Below are 14454 nucleotides of genomic sequence, written 5' to 3'. Positions count from 1 at the left end.
GTGGGGGGTCGGGTATTCCCGGGCGTCGATCCCCTCGATAAACTGCACGGCTCTGCACCTTCGCGGAGCACTCTGCCGAAGGGAACCGCCATGACCGCCTACGCCGACGCCAACCGCGCCAACTGGGACGAGCGCGCCGAACTGCACGCCGACCGCGGCGAGCACGGGTACCGGGTCTCGCGGTTCATCGAGGACAGGGAGGCACTCTCCGACGTCGTGCGGTTCGACCTCCCCCGGCTGGGCTCGGTGGCGGGGCTGCGCGCGGTGCACCTCCAGTGCCACATCGGCACGGACACGCTCTCGCTGGCGCGGCTCGGCGCGCGGGTGACCGGCCTCGACTTCTCCCCCGTGGCGGTGGCCGAGGCGCGCCGGCTCGTCGCAGAGACCGGCGACGAGGTGGACTTCGTGGAGGCGGATGTCTACGACGCGGCCTCCGCGCTGCCCGCCGGGACGTTCGACCTCGTCTACACGGGCATCGGAGCGCTGTGCTGGCTGCCGAGTGTCGAGCGCTGGGCGAGGGTCGTGGCCGAGTTGCTGAAGCCGGGCGGATTCCTCTTCATCCGGGAGGGTCACCCCATCCTCTGGGCGATGGACGAGACGATGACGGAGGACCTGCACCTCCGCTTCCCGTACTTCGAGCGCGAGCGGCCGCTGGTGTGGAGCGACGACTCCAGCTATGTCGAGACGGCCCGGCCGCTCACGGCGACGACGACATACGAGTGGAACCACTCGCTCGGCGAGATCATCACCGCCCTGCTGTCGGCGGGCCTCCGCATCGACCTGTTCGAGGAGCACGACAGCGTGCCGTGGGAGGCGCTCCCCGGCCAGATGGTCGAGCGCCCGGGCGGCGAGCACGCGCTCGGGGCGCTGGACGGCGTTGCGCCGCTCAGCTATTCGCTGCGGGCGTCGAAGCCGGTCGGCTGACCGGCACCACCACCTGACCGCAGAAGAAGAAGGAGTCCGCATGTCCGCACCCCGAACCGTCGTCCGCGTGCTGCTGGGAGCAGCACTGGTGTTCGCCGGCGCGAGCCATCTGACGTTCGCGCGGGAGGAGTTCCGCGCGCAGGTGCCGGAGGGCCTGATAGCGGCGCTCCCCGTCGACGAGGACGCGGTCGTGCTCGGCTCCGGCGTCGCCGAGGTGGCGCTCGGCACGGCCCTGCTGGTGGCGCGGCGGAGGCGCAACACGGTCGGGCGGGTGGCCGCGGCCTTCTTCGTGGCGGTGTTCCCCGGCAACCTCTCGCAGTGGCGCCATCGCCGCAGCGCGTTCGGCCTCGACACCGACCGCAAGCGGTTCGTGCGGCTGTTCTTCCAGCCGGTGCTGGTGGCGGCGGCGCTCTGGTCGACCGCGCGGCGCTGACGGGCGGTCGCTGACGGGTGGGGCGGTGACGGGCGGGGCGCTGACGGGCGCGCGGCGGTGACGGCCGGCCCTGGCCCGCTGTCGGTGGCGCCGGGTAGCGTCGGGGGATGGAGATCGTGCTCGTCCCCGGATTCTGGCTCGGCGCATCGGCGTGGCAGGAGGTGGCGCGGCACCTCGACTACGCGGGGCACCGGGCGCATCCCCTGACTCTGCCCGGACTGGAACGCGACGACCCGGCGCGCACCGTCGTCACCGTGCCCGACCAGGTCGCCGCCATCGTGGCCGCCATCGACGGCGCGCGCGAGACGAACGCGCTCGGCGACCCGGAGGGTGGTGAGCGCGACGTCGTGCTCGTCGGGCACTCCGGCGGAGGTCCGCTCGCGGCCGCGGCGCTCGACGCGCGGCCCGAGCGGGTGGCGCGCGTCATCTACGTGGACGCGTGGCCGCTGGCCCCGGGAGAGGTGGTCCCGTCCGGGCTGGAACCCGTCGACGGCGTCGTGCCGCTGCCCGAGTGGGACGCCTTCGAGGACGAGGACCTGGTCGACCTCACCGATGAGTTGCGCGAGGAGTTCCGCCGCCAGGCGGTGCCCGAGCCCGGGTTGGTGGTGACCGGCGCCATCGAGCTCGACGACGACGAGCGGCGCAGGGCCGTCCCTGCCACGATCATCGCCTGCGAGTTCGGCGCCGACCAGCTGCGGTCGTGGGTGGAGGGCGGAGTCGACTTCGTCTCCGAGCTGCGGATGCTGCGCGACTGGGAGGTCGTGGAGCTGCCGACCGGCCACTGGCCGATGTTCACCCGTCCGCGCGAGCTCGCCGAGAAGATCCTCGAGGTCATCGATTGAGCGGCGGTGCGGAGGGGCGGCTCCGCGTCGCGATCGTCGGCACCGGGGTCGCCGGCGCGGCCACCGGGTTCGCACTGGCGCGCCGGGGTGCCGCGGTGACGTTCGTCGAGGCGGGGCTCGCGGGCCGGGCGACCGCGGCGGGAGCCGGCATCATCCAGCCGTGGAGCTCGTCGGCGGGCGGCGACTTCTACCGCCTCTATGCGGCCGCCGCCGACTACTACCCCGAACTCGTGGAACGGCTGGCGGAGGCCGGAGTGCGTGACACCGGCTACCACCGCGCCGGAGCGCTCGTCGTCAATCGCGATCGCGCGGTGATCGACGCGGCCGAGGAGCGCATCGCGTCCCGGGCGGCCGAGGCCGCCACGATCGGCGAGGTGCGCCGGATCGGCGCGGCGGAGGCGCGCGAGCTGTTCCCGCCGCTCGCCGACGGCTTCGACGCCCTCCACCTCAGCGGCGGCGCCCGGGTCGACGGCCGTCGGCTGCGCGAGGCGCTCCTCGCCGGAGCCCAGGCGCACGGGGCCGAGCTGATCGAGGGCACGGCGGCACTGACCGAGAGCGGCGGCGTGGAGGTGGAGGGCCGCGCGGTCCCGGCCGACGCGGTCGTCGTCGCGGCGGGCGCCTGGACCGACCTCCTGCTCGCGCCGCTCGGCGCCCGCGTCGGCGTGGAGCCGCAGCGCGGGCAGCTCGTGCACCTGCGGGTCGAGGGCGTCGAGACGCGCGACTGGCCCTCGGTGCATCCGGTCGCTCCGCACTACCTGGTCGCGTTCGACGGCGGCCGGGTGGTCGCCGGGGCGACTCGCGAGACGGGTTCGGGCTTCGACGCGCGCGAGACCGCGGACGGCCTCCGCCAGGTGCTCGCCGACGCCCTCGCCGTCGCGCCGGGCCTCGCCGACGCCACGGTGATCGAAACCCGCGTGGGGCTGCGTCCGCTGGCCGACGGCGACGAGCCGGTGTTCGGACCGGTGGAGGGGCACGCCGGCCTGTTCGTGAACGCGGGCTTCGGCGCCGCCGGGCTGACGATGGGCCCGCTGGTGGGCGACCTGCTCGCGCGGCGGGTGCTCGACGCATGACCATCCACCTCGAGCGCGACGAAGCCCGGCGGATCGCGGTGCGGGCCCAGCGGCTCGACGCCGACCGGCCGGGCGAGCTGGTGCCGCTGGTCGAGCACCTCACCTTCCTGCAGCTCGACCCCACCGCGGCCGTCGCGCCGAGCGCCGACCTCATCGCCTTCACCCGCCTCGGTGCCGACTACCGGCCCGAGCAGCTGCGGGCCGCGCTCGAGGAGGACCGCCTCCTCTACGAGCTCAAGGCCCAGGACGACCCGGTGACGCCGCCGTTCGCGATGATCCGGCCGGTCTCCGACCTCCCGCTGCTGCTCGACCGGATGTCCGCGGGCCCGGAGCACGGCGGCTGGCGGGCGTGGCTCGCCGCCAATCCGCGCTTCCGGCAGGACGTGCTCGACCGCCTCCGCGCCGAGGGGCCGCTGCTGTCGAAGGACATCCCCGACACCGCCCAGACGCCGTGGGTCTCGAGCGGATGGACGCACGAGCAGAACGTCACCCGGATGCTCGAGGCGCTGGCCGCGCGCGGCGAGATCGCGGTCGCCGGGCGCATCGGCCGCCAGCGCACCTGGGACCTCACCGAGCGCCTCCACCCCGACCTCCCCGAACCGGTGCCCGAGGAGCAGGCGCGTCCGCTGCGCGACGAGCGGAGGCTCCGCTCGCTGGGTATCGCGCGCCCGCAGCTGGTCGGCGAGGCCGGCGACGAGGCGACGGTGGAGGGCAGCCGGCTGCGCTGGCGGGTCGATCCCGCGCTCGTCGGGGCGGAGGCGGTCGGCGCCGGGTTCCGGGGCCGGACCGCACTGCTGTCGCCGTTCGACCGGCTCGTCCACGACCGCATCCGCACGCAGGAGGTCTTCGGCTTCGAGTACCTGCTCGAGATGTACAAGCCGGCGGCGAAACGGCGGTGGGGCTACTTCGCGCTGCCGATCCTCCACGACGACCGCCTGATCGGCAAGCTCGACGCGACCGCCGACCGCAAAGCCGGCCTCCTGCGCGTCGCGGCCGTGCACGAGGACGAGCACGCTGACGCCGCGACGCGGGAGGCCGTGCGCACGGCGGTCGACCAGCTCGCGGCCTGGCAGGGGCTCACGGTCGCGTGGCCGTGAGCGGCCTCACCGCCCGTCGTACTCGATGTGGCGCAACACGCCGTGCAGGCGAGCGCCCGCACGGCGTGTCGTGACACATCGATGAGACCGAAGGCCGAGGGCCGGCCGCTCAGGCGGCCGCGTCCTTGCCGTGCGGGTCGGACGCGTTGAGCACCCGCACCACCTCGGCGTAGTCGCCGCGAGCCTCCCCGTAGCGGAGGAACTTCACCCGCTCGACCTGGATCTCCGTCGCGTCGGGCTGCGTCTCGATCAGCTGCATGACCTCGGCGACGAACGCGTCGAGCGGCATCGCGAAGGCGCTCTCACGCTGCCCGGGCATGAGATCGGTGGCGACCGACGGCGGCTCCAGCTCCACGATCTTCACGCTGCTGCCGGCGAGCTGGAGGCGGATGCTCTCGCTGAGGAGGTGGATGGCCGCCTTGGTCGCGTTGTAGGTCGGGGTCGCGGCGAGCGGGGCGAAGGCCAGCCCGGACGACACGGTCACGATCGTCGCGTCGGGCCGGGTCTGCAGGTGCTCGATGAACGCGCCGATGAGGCGGATCGGGCCGAGCAGGTTCGTGGTGACGGTCGCCTCCGCAGTCGCGAGGAAGCCCTCGGGGCGGTGCCAGTCCTCCACGCGCATGATTCCCGCCATGGTGACGAGCACGTTGAGATCGGGGTGCGCCTGGAGCACGGTCGCCGCGGCCTCCTGGATGCTGTCGGGGTCGGCGGTGTCGATGCGCACGGTGTCGATGCCGGGGTGCTCGGCGGCGATCCGCTCGAGCAGGTCGGTGCGGCGGCCGCCGACGACGACGGTGTTGCCGCGCTGCTGGAGGGCGACGGCCAGCGCGAGGCCGATGCCGCTCGTCGCGCCGGGGATGAAGACGGTGTTCCCTGTGATGTTCATGCCATCAGCCTCCGTCGCAGTGCGAGGCGGGGGAAGGGAACCGCTCATCGGAGGATCGGCGATCCCTGGTTGCGCCGCTCCCGGTCGCGCATCATGGAGGGATGGACCGCTCCGCGCTCGCCGACTTCCTCCGCCGCCACCGGGAGACGCTGCAGCCGGCCGACGTCGGGCTGCCCGCCGGAGCCCGCCGCCGCGCCGCCGGACTGCGCCGCGAGGAGGTCGCCCTGCTCGCCGCGATGTCCGCCGACTACTACACGCGGCTGGAGCAGCGCCGCGGCCCGCAGCCGAGCGAGCAGATGCTCGACTCCCTCGCCCGGGCGTTGCGGCTGAGCGCCGACGAGCGCGATTATCTCTACCGGGTCGCCGGCCACAACCCGCCGGACCGGCTCTCGGGAGGCGCGCACGTGCCTCCCGCGCTGCAGCGGGTGCTCGACCGGCTGGAGGACACGCCCGCGCTGGTGCTGTCGAACACCGGGGAGACGCTGGTGCAGAACCGCATGGCGGTCGCCCTGCTCGGCGACCGGTCGGGCTACACCGGGCTGGAGCGCAGCGAGTACTACCGCTGGTTCACGCAGCCGGAGACCGCGCGTGCGATGTACCCCGAGGAGGACCGCGACCGGCAGAGCCGCGCGCAGGTGGCCTCCCTGCGCGACGCGTACGGCATGCTCGGGGCGCGGTCGCGCGCCGGGGAGCTGGTGCGCGCGCTGCTGCGCGAGAGCCCCGAGTTCGCGCAGCTGTGGGAGCGGCACGAGGTGGCTCGGCGGTTCGAGGACCACAAGACGCTCGTGCACCCGGAGCTCGGCGCGATCGAGCTGGACTGCCAGGCGCTGTTCACCGAGGACCAGTCGCAGTGCCTGCTCGTGCTCACCGCCTCCCCGCGCACGGAGGCCGCCGAGAAGCTCGCGCTGCTCTCCGTGCTCGGCACCCAGTCCTTCGCCTGACCGTCCACCCACCCGCTCGTCGGGTCGTGACTCGTTGCGGGTAGTGCCGGTGTCGGTGCCCGAGGCTAGGGTCGCGGCATGGATGTGGTGGGGTGGCTGCTCGAGGGGGATCCGGCGGTGCGCTGGCAGGTGAGGCGCGACCTGCTGCGCGAGCACGCGGCGGAGTGGACGAACGAGCGCGAGCGCGTCGCGCACGAGGGCTGGGGCGCCGCGGTGCTCGACCGGCAGGACGCTGACGGCACCTGGGGCGGCGCGGTGTGGCTGCCCGAGGACCGCACGGCCACCGACGACGCGCTGCTGCTGCTCGCGACGCTCGGCGTCCGGCCGCGCGACGCCCGGGTGCGGGAGGCGGTGGAGCGGGTGAAGGCCGGCGTCGACTGGGGTGCCGAGTGGGACCACCACCCCTTCTTCGTCGGCGAGGAGGAGCCGTGCATCAACGGCCGCGTCCTCACCGCGAGCGCGTACTTCGGCGAGGCGCGCGAGGAGCTGGTCGCGCTCCTCCTCTCGCAGCAGCAGGATGACGGCGGCTGGAACTGCTACGCCCGCACCCGGCAGGAGCCCGGCTCGTTCCACAGCACGATCTGCGTGCTGGAGGGGCTGGCCGCCTACCGCGACGGCGGTGGGCCGACCGACGTGCGGACCGCGCTCGCCCGCGGCCAGGAGTACCTGCTGGAGCGCCGGATGATGCGGCGGCTGCGCGACGGCGTCGTCCCCGACGAGCACTGGCTCGCCTTCCACTTCCCGGCGTACTGGCACTACGACGTGCTCCGCGGGCTGGACCACCTGCGCGCTGCCGGCGTGCCCTATGACGAGCGGGCGGCGGAGGCCGTGGCACTGGTCGAGAGCAAGCGCCTTCCCGACGGCCGCTGGCTGCTCGACCGCGTGCTGCCCGGGCGGCCGCTGATCGACCTGGAGGCGGTGGGCGAGCCGAGCCGCATGGTCACGCTGCGGGCGCTGCGCGTGTTGGACTGGGCGGGAGCGGGCGTACAGTCCTCCGCATGACCGCTCGCAGGCTCCTCCTCATCCGGCACGGCGAGAGCACCGCGAACGTCGCCGCCACGGCCGCCGAGGCCGCGGGCAGCGAGACGATCGCGGTGCAGGCGCGCGACGCCGACATCCCGCTCTCCCCGCTCGGCGAGCTGCAGGCCGCCGCCCTGGGGGCGCGGCTGCGCGATGCGCTGCCGGCCGACGTCGTGCTGTTCAGCTCCCCGTACCGCCGCGCGCTGCAGACCGGTCGCATCGCCCTCGGCGAGCAGGCGCCGCTGCGCATCGACGAGCGGCTGCGCGACCGCGAGCTCGGCGTCATCGACGCGCTCACGACCCTGGGAGTCGAGCGCCGCCTGCCCGACGAGGCGGCCCGGCGCCGCTGGGTCGGCAAGCTGTACTACCGGCCGCCGGGCGGCGAGTCGTGGGCCGACCTGGCGCTGCGGCTGCGCTCGTTCCTGCGCGACCTCCCGGCGGCCGACACCGTCGCCGTGTTCGCGCACGACGCCATCGTCAGCGTCTTCCTCTACGTGCTGCTCGGGATGACCGAGGAGGAGCTCGCGGACTTCCTGCTCACCCGCCCGGTGACCAACGCGTCCGTGACCGCGCTCACCCAGGCGGACGACGGCCGGTGGCGCGTGGAGGCGTTCGCCGACGACGCCCACCTCGCCGTCGCGGGCCTCCCCGCCACCGAGCACCCTGGGGCGACCCGTGCCGACGCGTGATCGCGGCGGCGCAGCTCCGCGGCGCGTGACGCCCGAGCTGCTGCGCGGCTGGCCGCTGCCGGAGGCCACCGGCTCGAAGCGGTCGCGCGGGTCCGTGCTGGTCGTGGGCGGCGCCTCCCGCTCTCCCGGCGCGGCGATGCTCGCCGGCCGGGCGGCGCTGCGGGTCGGAGCGGGGAGGCTGAGCCTGGCGGTCGGCGCCTCGGTCGCCACCGCCGTCGCCGTCGCGGTGCCGGAGTCGGGTGTCGTCCCGCTGGCCGAGACGCGCGACGGCCACGTGCGCGGCTCGGCGCTGGGGGCTGCGGCCGACGACCTCCACTCGGCCGATGCGGTGCTGCTCGGCCCCGGACTGGACGACGCGGCCGAGACCGCCCGCATGCTGCCCCGCGCGGCCCGCGCGGTCGGACGCGACACCGTGCTCGTGCTCGACGCCTTCGCGCTCGGTGCGCTCGCCGGCCACCCGCGGCTCGCCGGTCGCGGGCGGCGCATCCTCACGCCGAACCAGGCGGAGGCGGCGCGGCTGCTGGGCCGCGACCTCCGCTCGCTCGACGACGACACCCTCGCGATCGCGCGCCACTACGACGCGGTGGTGAGCTGCTTCGGGCGCATCGCCTCCCCCGCCGGCGACCTGTTCGCGCTCGACGACGACGACCACGGGCTGGGCACCTCCGGCAGCGGCGACGTCCAATCCGGCGCCATCGCGGGCCTTGCCGCGCGCGGCGCCGACCCGCTGCAGGCGGCGGTGTGGGGCACCTACCTGCACACGGCCGCGGGCGCGGCGCTGGCTGCGGACCTCGCGCCGGTCGGCTACCTCGCGTCGGAGCTCGTCGACCGCCTCCCCCGGGAGCTCGCCGCGCTGTCCTGATCGGAGGCCGCGGCGGTCCTGCCGCCCCGCCGGTCGCAGGGGCCGGCGGGCGGAACCGCGTACGCGGCGGAGGGGTGCCGCGCACGCGGAGCGGCTCGCACGCCCAAACCGTACGGGCATCGGGCGCCCCCGGGAAGACGGCAAAACTGCGGTATAGCCGGAAGGCGGTCGGCGGAGTTATCTTCAGCCCACATCCAGGCTCGACCGGGCCCGGAGGGAGGGGTGAACCGTAATGGACTGGAGCAACTTCTGGAGTGTCATCTGGCTCTTCTTCTGGAGCTTCGCGTTCGTCGCGTACCTGTTCGCGCTGTTCGCGATCATCAGCGACCTGTTCCGTGACCACACGCTCAACGGCTGGTGGAAGGCGGTGTGGATCATCTTCCTGATCTTCGTGCCGTTCCTCACGGCGCTGGTCTACCTGATCGCGCGCGGCCCCGGAATGGCTCAGCGCAACCAGAGGGAGGCCCGTCAGATGCAGTCGGCGACCGACGACTACATCCGTCAGGTGGCCGGGTCGAGCCCGGCGGACGAGATCAGCAAGGCGAAGGCCCTGCTCGACTCGGGCGCCATCTCGCCGGCCGAGTTCGAGCACCTCAAGTCGGTCGCGCTCGGCCGGCCCGCCACGCCGCCTGCATCGGGGGCCGGCGCGCATGCCGCCCCGATGGCCGCGACCGCTGCGGCAGCAGCACCGCCCACCGGGACGACGCCGCCTGCGGCACCGACGGCCTGAACCGACGGCCTGAACCGACGGCCTGAACCGACGGCCTGGGCCGACGGACCCGCCGAGTCGCTCGGCGACCCGGCGCCACGGCCGGGCGGGCACCCGCCCGCCCGGCCGTCTCACCGCACGCGATGCGCGCCCGCTCGAGCCCTGCCCGGCTCCGCGCGCAGTGAGGAGCAGCCATGCCCACACCGCAGTGGTGGCCGCTCCGGCGCCGCGCGAAGACGCCGCAGCCCGCGCCCCCCAGCGGAGACGACGCGGACGCCGAGAGCACAGCCGCCTCCGTGCAGACCGGGGTCGGGCGCAGCACCCGCATCCTGCTCGCGCTGGCCGGAGCGACGGTCGTGTCGTTCGGCATGGCCGCGATCAGCGGCATCCTCGCACCGACCCTCCTCGCGCTCGTCCTCACCATCTGCGCCCAGCCGGTGCGCGTCTGGCTGACCAGGCACGGCACTCCGGAGGGGGTCGCCACCGGGGCGGTCGCGCTGACGATCTTCGCGCTCCTCGCCGCCTTCGCCGCGGTCATCGTGATCGCTCTCGCACAGTTCGTCGCCATGCTGCCGCAGTACAAGCCGCAGCTGGAGCAGGCGGGCCAGCAGATCGGCTCCTGGCTGCAGAGCATCGGCGTCGGGCCGCAGGAGGTGTCGCAGATCACCAAGGGCTTCGACCCGTCGAAGTTCCTCGACTTCTTCACCGGGCTGCTGGGCGGCGCGTTCGGCCTGGTGTCGTTCCTGGTCGTGGTGCTGACCATGCTCATCCTGATGCCGGCGGACGCCGCCTACACGCCGACGCTGCTACGGCAGCTGCAACCGGTGCGACCGAACCTCGTCTACGCGCTGACCGGCTTCGCGCACAGCGTCCGCCGCTACATGGTCGTGACGACGGCGCTCGGCGTCGTGCAGGGCGTGATCAACGGCGTCGCGCTCCTGATCCTCGGCGTGCCGGCGGCGCTGCTGTGGGCCATCCTGTCGTTCCTGTGCTCGTTCATCCCGAACGTCGGCTACTTCATCGCCCTCGTGCCGCCGCTGGTGTTCGGCTGGCTGACGGGAGGCTGGCCGACCGTCGTCGCCGTCATCATCGTCTACGGCGTCATCAACGCGGTGGTCCAGTCGGTGGTGCAGCCGAAGGTGGTCGGCAACGCGGTGGCGCTGAGCCAGACGCTCACCTTCTTCTCCGTGCTGTTCTGGGCGGTCGTCCTCGGGGCGATCGGCGCGATCCTGGCGGTGCCGCTGACGCTGCTGGTCCGCGCGGTGCTGGTCGACTCCGACCCCCGCGCCCGCACCTGGCGGCCGATGCTCGGCGACCTGGAAGCGACCCGCGCCCTGATGAGGCAGGAGGGCGCCGAGCGCAAGGCCGAGCGGCACGAGCTGAAGGCGCACCGGCACGACGGGACGGCTCCGTAGTCGGCATCGCCCCGTGCCACGGTGGATCAGTTCAGCAGCGGATCAGTGCAGCAGCGCCCTCAGTGCAGCAGCGCCTCAAGCGCCACCACCGCGACCCCGAACAGCGCGGTCGCGGCGGCACCCACCAGCCGTACCCACAGCGGCCGGTCGCGCACGCGGAACGCCAGGTAGCCCAGCAGGGCGAGCACCACGACCGCGCACCACAGCGACAGGACGACCGCCGCGCGCACCTGCAGCAGCCCGAACACCGACAGCACCAGCGGGATGCTCGGCACGATCGCCGCCTCCAGCATCCCGCTCGACTCGAACAAGGCGTGGCCCAGCGAGTCGCGCACCCGGGCGCCGACGCTGTCCGCGTCGCCGTGGTGCGCGAGGGCGACCGAGAAGACGTGGGCAAGCCAGAACACGACGATCGTGGTCACGCTGAACAGCAGGATGCGACCGGCGGCGGCGTGCTCGGCCTCCACCGACGCGGCGGCGATCAGGCTGGAGTAGACGACGGTGCCGTAGACCGCCGCCGGGGTGCCCCAGTGGCGCCAGAGCGCGCGGTGCGCCGGGTGCGGAGCCGTCGCCGTCATCTCAGCATCCGCCACGTCACGCCCCGGCCGCCGGGCTCGGCTCGACGGACAGGTCGCCGCCGCCCTCGACCGTCAGACGGCGGCCGATCCGCACCAGCTGCGGCTCGTCGCTGAACGCCCCCGCGAACAGCGCCTCGCCCTTGCGGAACGACGGCGACTGCTCCAGCAGGTGCTGCGGCACGAAGCCGAACACGTCGCCGATCTCGGCGAGGTCGCGCGGCGCGTTCATCCGCATCAGGCCGAGGTTGTCGCACTGCGAGAGCACGTTGGGATGGATCTTCGTCGGCCGCTGCGTCGACAGGAACAGCCAGAGGCCGAACTTGCGGCCCTCGGCGGCGATCTGGATGAGCTGCTCGGTGAGCTGCGCCTCCACGCTGTTCCGCGGCTCCGGCGGGCAGAAGTTGTGCGCCTCGTCGATCACGATCAGCAGCGGCCGGCGCTCCATCCTGCGCTCCCACAGGTGCTCCAGGATGCCGAGCGCGGCGGCCTGCGGCTCGGCCGGGTGCGCGAAGCCGCCCACGTCGAGCACCGTCACGCGGGGCCGCTCGTCGACCACGTCGGTCGCGGAGCCGCCGCCGAACGCCCACAGCGGCCAGTCGAGGATCTCCAGGTTGTCGATCCGCAGCCCCAGGCGGTGCTGGGCCGCGTCGGGCGAGCCGACGAGTCCGGAGAGGAAGGTCGAGCGGTCGAAGTGGCCGACGTTCTTGTCGAGGTGCAGGAGGGCGTTGTACTCCTCCTCGTCGGCGATCGGGTCGAGCCGCCCCACCGCCGCCTGCGAGCGCACGCTGAGGTCGACGAACCGGGTGTGGAGCTGCGGCTCGGCCGGAGTGCTGGAGTGCAGCACGCGCATGTCGAGGGCGGCCAACCGGGCGGCCTGGTCGGGGTCGGCGTCTTCCCGGGTGGAGGCCAGGCGCACGAAGTCGGCGTTCGGGTCGAGCACGGCGATGGGCAGCTCCGTGTTCAGGAGGAGCTGCTCCAGCACCACGCCGAGCGCGTACGTCTTGCCCGAGCCGCTCTGCCCGCACCAGAAGGTGTGCCGGTTGAACCGGGAGCCGTCGATGACCGCCGGGCGCTCCGGCGCCTCCACAGCCGTGCCGATCGTCAGCGGGATCACGAGAGCACCCCGGTCCGCGCGCCCGCCGGCTGCTGCTGCTGCTGCGCGCCCGCGGGATGCGCGTTCAGGGCCGCGTCCAGGCTGATCGCCGCCCTGATCAGCGCCAGGTGCGTGAACGCCTGCGGGAAGTTGCCGAGCTGGAGGCCGGCCGGGTCGATCTCCTCGGCGTAGAGCCCGACGTGGTTGCCGTAGGTGAGCATCTTCTCGAACGCGTAGCGGGCCTCGTCCAGCCGTCCGGCGTCGGTGAGCGCTCGCACGTAGAAGAACGAGCAGAGCGAGAAGGTGCCCTCCGCGCCCGGCAGCCCGTCCGGCGAGGCCGACGGGTTGTAGCGGTACACCAGGCTGTCGGTGACGAGCTCGTCGGTGATCGCGTCGAGCGTCGACAGCCACATCGGGTCCTGCGGCGAGATCATGCCGACGATCGGCATCAGGAGGGTGATCGCGTCCAGGACGTCCGTGCCGGGATACTGCGTGAACGCCCGGCGGTCGGGGTTCCAGCAGCGCGTGAACACCTGCTGGTAGACCGCGTCGCGGGCGGCCGTCCATTTCTCCAGTGGGGCGGGCCTCCCCCGCTCCACCGCCATCCTGATCGCCCGGTCGAACGCGACCCAGCACATGATGCGACCGTAGGTGAAGTCCTTGCGGCCGCCGCGCGTCTCCCACACGCCCTCGTCGGGCTGGTCCCAGTTGTCGGCGAGCCAGTCGATGATCGACACGAGCTTGGTCCAGCCGGGATGCCCGATCGCGCGGACCCGCTCGCCGATCGCGAGCGCGTCGATCGCCTCGCCGTAGATGTCGAGCTGCAGCTGGTCGGCCGCGCCGTTGCCGATGTGCACCGGCCGGGAGCCGGCGTAGCCCTCGAAGTGGTCGAGCGTCAGCTCCTCCAGGTCGGAGGAGCCGTCGATGCGGTACATGATCTTGAGCGGCCCCGACGCCTCCCCCACCTGTTCGACGACGCGGTCGCCCGCCCAGAGGATGAAGCCGAGCGCCTCCTCCGAGTGGCCGAGGGCGAGCAGCGCGTCGATCGAGAACGAGGAGTCGCGGATCCAGGTGTACCGGTAGTCCCAGTTGCGCACCCCGCCGAGCTGCTCGGGCAGGGCCGCGGTCGGCGCCGCGACGAGCGCCCCGGTCGGCGCGTACTGCAGCAGCTTGAGGACCATGGAGGAGCGCTCGACCGCCTCCCGCCACCGGCCCCGGTAGGTGCTGCGGCCGATCCACTCGCGCCAGAAGGCGACCGTCTCGCGGAACAGCCGGGTGCCGCGGGCGCTGGTCAGCTCGTGCGGAGCGGACTCCGGCTCGGTCTCGAACACGAGCATCCGCAGGGCGCCCGCCTTCAGCGTGAGGGAGGTGTCGACGTCGTCGCCGTCGAGCACGTCGCCGCCCAGCCCGTGCAGCGCGGCGCTGGTGTCGCCCGACTCGAAGCGCACGCCGTGCGGGTACCCCGTCGCCGTGTGCTGCCGGCGGCCGTAGTCGAACCGTGGGCGGCACTCCACCCGGAAGGTCAGCTCCCCGCGCACCATCCGGATCGCGCGCACCAGCAGCCGGTTCGGCGTCGGCACCGTCGGCTCGTCGGCGACCGGCATGAAGTCGATCACCTCGCCGACGCCGGCCTCGCTCATGAACCGGGTGATCAGCACCGCCGTCTGCGGGAAGTACATCTGCTTCACGCGCATCCCCTCGCCCGCGGCGTGGATGCGGAAATACCCTCCCTTCTCGCGGTCGAGCAGCGAGGCGAAGATCGACGGCGAGTCGAACCGCGGCGCGCAGAACCAGTCGACCGACCCCGCGGTCGAGACGAGAGCGACGGACTGCAGGTCGCCGATGAGGCCGTGGTCGGCGATGTCGGGGAACGGCTCGGTCATGGCGCACACCCT

The 14454-nt window shown here is 73.5% G+C and carries 15 protein-coding genes; 11 read left to right on the top strand and 4 right to left on the bottom strand.

All coding sequences use genetic code 11. The features are described 5' to 3' along the window. Window positions 1–90: 90 nt before the first annotated feature. The 5 genes from P5G50_RS09250 to P5G50_RS09230 all read left to right on the top strand — a co-directional run bounded on the left by P5G50_RS09250 (window position 91) and on the right by P5G50_RS09230 (window position 4366). Entirely contained in the window at window positions 91–924 is an 834-nt protein-coding gene (locus P5G50_RS09250; RefSeq protein WP_301210764.1) for a class I SAM-dependent methyltransferase, read from the top strand. Between the two features lie 40 nt (window positions 925–964). After that, complete coding sequence (locus P5G50_RS09245; protein WP_301210766.1) at window positions 965–1357, top strand: DoxX family protein; 393 nt, start codon at window positions 965–967, stop codon at window positions 1355–1357. Window positions 1358–1464: 107 nt separating this feature from the next. Beyond that, on the top strand, window positions 1465–2199 hold the full coding sequence (locus tag P5G50_RS09240) for an alpha/beta fold hydrolase (protein WP_301210767.1): 735 nt from the start codon (window positions 1465–1467) through the stop codon (window positions 2197–2199). Beyond that, on the top strand, window positions 2196–3269 hold the full coding sequence (locus tag P5G50_RS09235) for an NAD(P)/FAD-dependent oxidoreductase (RefSeq protein ID WP_301210768.1): 1074 nt from the start codon (window positions 2196–2198) through the stop codon (window positions 3267–3269). The genes P5G50_RS09240 and P5G50_RS09235 overlap by 4 nt, the downstream gene beginning before the upstream one ends. Beyond that, window positions 3266–4366 carry a DNA glycosylase AlkZ-like family protein gene (locus P5G50_RS09230; RefSeq protein WP_301210769.1) on the top strand — a complete coding sequence of 367 codons (1101 nt, stop codon included), beginning with the start codon at window positions 3266–3268 and terminating at the stop codon, window positions 4364–4366. Before P5G50_RS09235 ends, P5G50_RS09230 begins: the two co-directional genes overlap by 4 nt. Window positions 4367–4475: 109 nt before the next feature. Here P5G50_RS09230 and P5G50_RS09225 read toward each other — a convergent pair whose 3' ends face one another. After that, window positions 4476–5252: an SDR family oxidoreductase gene (locus P5G50_RS09225; protein ID WP_301210770.1), complete on the bottom strand. Its 777-nt coding sequence runs from the start codon at window positions 5250–5252 to the stop codon at window positions 4476–4478. Between the two features lie 101 nt (window positions 5253–5353). Here P5G50_RS09225 and P5G50_RS09220 point away from each other — a divergent pair, with 101 nt between their 5' ends. The 6 genes from P5G50_RS09220 to P5G50_RS09195 all read left to right on the top strand — a co-directional run bounded on the left by P5G50_RS09220 (window position 5354) and on the right by P5G50_RS09195 (window position 10888). Then, window positions 5354–6193, top strand: coding sequence for a helix-turn-helix transcriptional regulator (locus P5G50_RS09220; protein WP_301210771.1), 840 nt, complete (start codon window positions 5354–5356; stop codon window positions 6191–6193). 78 nt (window positions 6194–6271) lie between these two features. Then, complete coding sequence (locus P5G50_RS09215) at window positions 6272–7195, top strand: prenyltransferase/squalene oxidase repeat-containing protein (protein WP_301210772.1); 924 nt, start codon at window positions 6272–6274, stop codon at window positions 7193–7195. After that, window positions 7192–7902, top strand: a complete 711-nt coding sequence (locus P5G50_RS09210; protein ID WP_301210773.1) for a histidine phosphatase family protein — start codon at window positions 7192–7194, stop codon at window positions 7900–7902. The genes P5G50_RS09215 and P5G50_RS09210 overlap by 4 nt, the downstream gene beginning before the upstream one ends. Further along, complete coding sequence (locus P5G50_RS09205; protein ID WP_301210774.1) at window positions 7889–8764, top strand: ADP-dependent NAD(P)H-hydrate dehydratase; 876 nt, start codon at window positions 7889–7891, stop codon at window positions 8762–8764. Before P5G50_RS09210 ends, P5G50_RS09205 begins: the two co-directional genes overlap by 14 nt. 232 nt (window positions 8765–8996) lie before the next feature. Continuing rightward, complete coding sequence (locus tag P5G50_RS09200) at window positions 8997–9494, top strand: SHOCT domain-containing protein (protein ID WP_363319464.1); 498 nt, start codon at window positions 8997–8999, stop codon at window positions 9492–9494. A 173-nt stretch (window positions 9495–9667) separates the two neighbouring features. Then, complete coding sequence (locus P5G50_RS09195) at window positions 9668–10888, top strand: AI-2E family transporter (RefSeq protein ID WP_301210775.1); 1221 nt, start codon at window positions 9668–9670, stop codon at window positions 10886–10888. 59 nt (window positions 10889–10947) lie between these two features. On the opposite strand, the gene P5G50_RS09190 is transcribed toward P5G50_RS09195, so the two are convergent. Genes P5G50_RS09190 through P5G50_RS09180 form a run of 3 tightly spaced genes read right to left on the bottom strand, consistent with a single transcriptional unit; the run spans window position 10948 to window position 14451 of the window. Next, complete coding sequence (locus tag P5G50_RS09190) at window positions 10948–11466, bottom strand: hypothetical protein (RefSeq protein WP_301210776.1); 519 nt, start codon at window positions 11464–11466, stop codon at window positions 10948–10950. A gap of 16 nt (window positions 11467–11482) precedes the next feature. Beyond that, a complete protein-coding gene (locus tag P5G50_RS09185; RefSeq protein ID WP_301210778.1) occupies window positions 11483–12580 on the bottom strand; it encodes an ATP-binding protein in 1098 nt (365 codons plus the stop codon). After that, on the bottom strand, window positions 12577–14451 hold the full coding sequence (locus P5G50_RS09180; protein ID WP_301210779.1) for a glycoside hydrolase family 15 protein: 1875 nt from the start codon (window positions 14449–14451) through the stop codon (window positions 12577–12579). Before P5G50_RS09180 ends, P5G50_RS09185 begins: the two co-directional genes overlap by 4 nt. Between the last annotated feature and the right edge of the window lie 3 nt (window positions 14452–14454).

It is taken from the genome of Leifsonia williamsii (genome assembly GCF_030433685.1).
Classification (GTDB): Bacteria; Actinomycetota; Actinomycetes; order Actinomycetales; family Microbacteriaceae; genus Leifsonia; species Leifsonia williamsii.
Note: the sequence above shows the minus strand (reverse complement) of the source record. Positions and strands in the feature narration are given on the sequence as shown.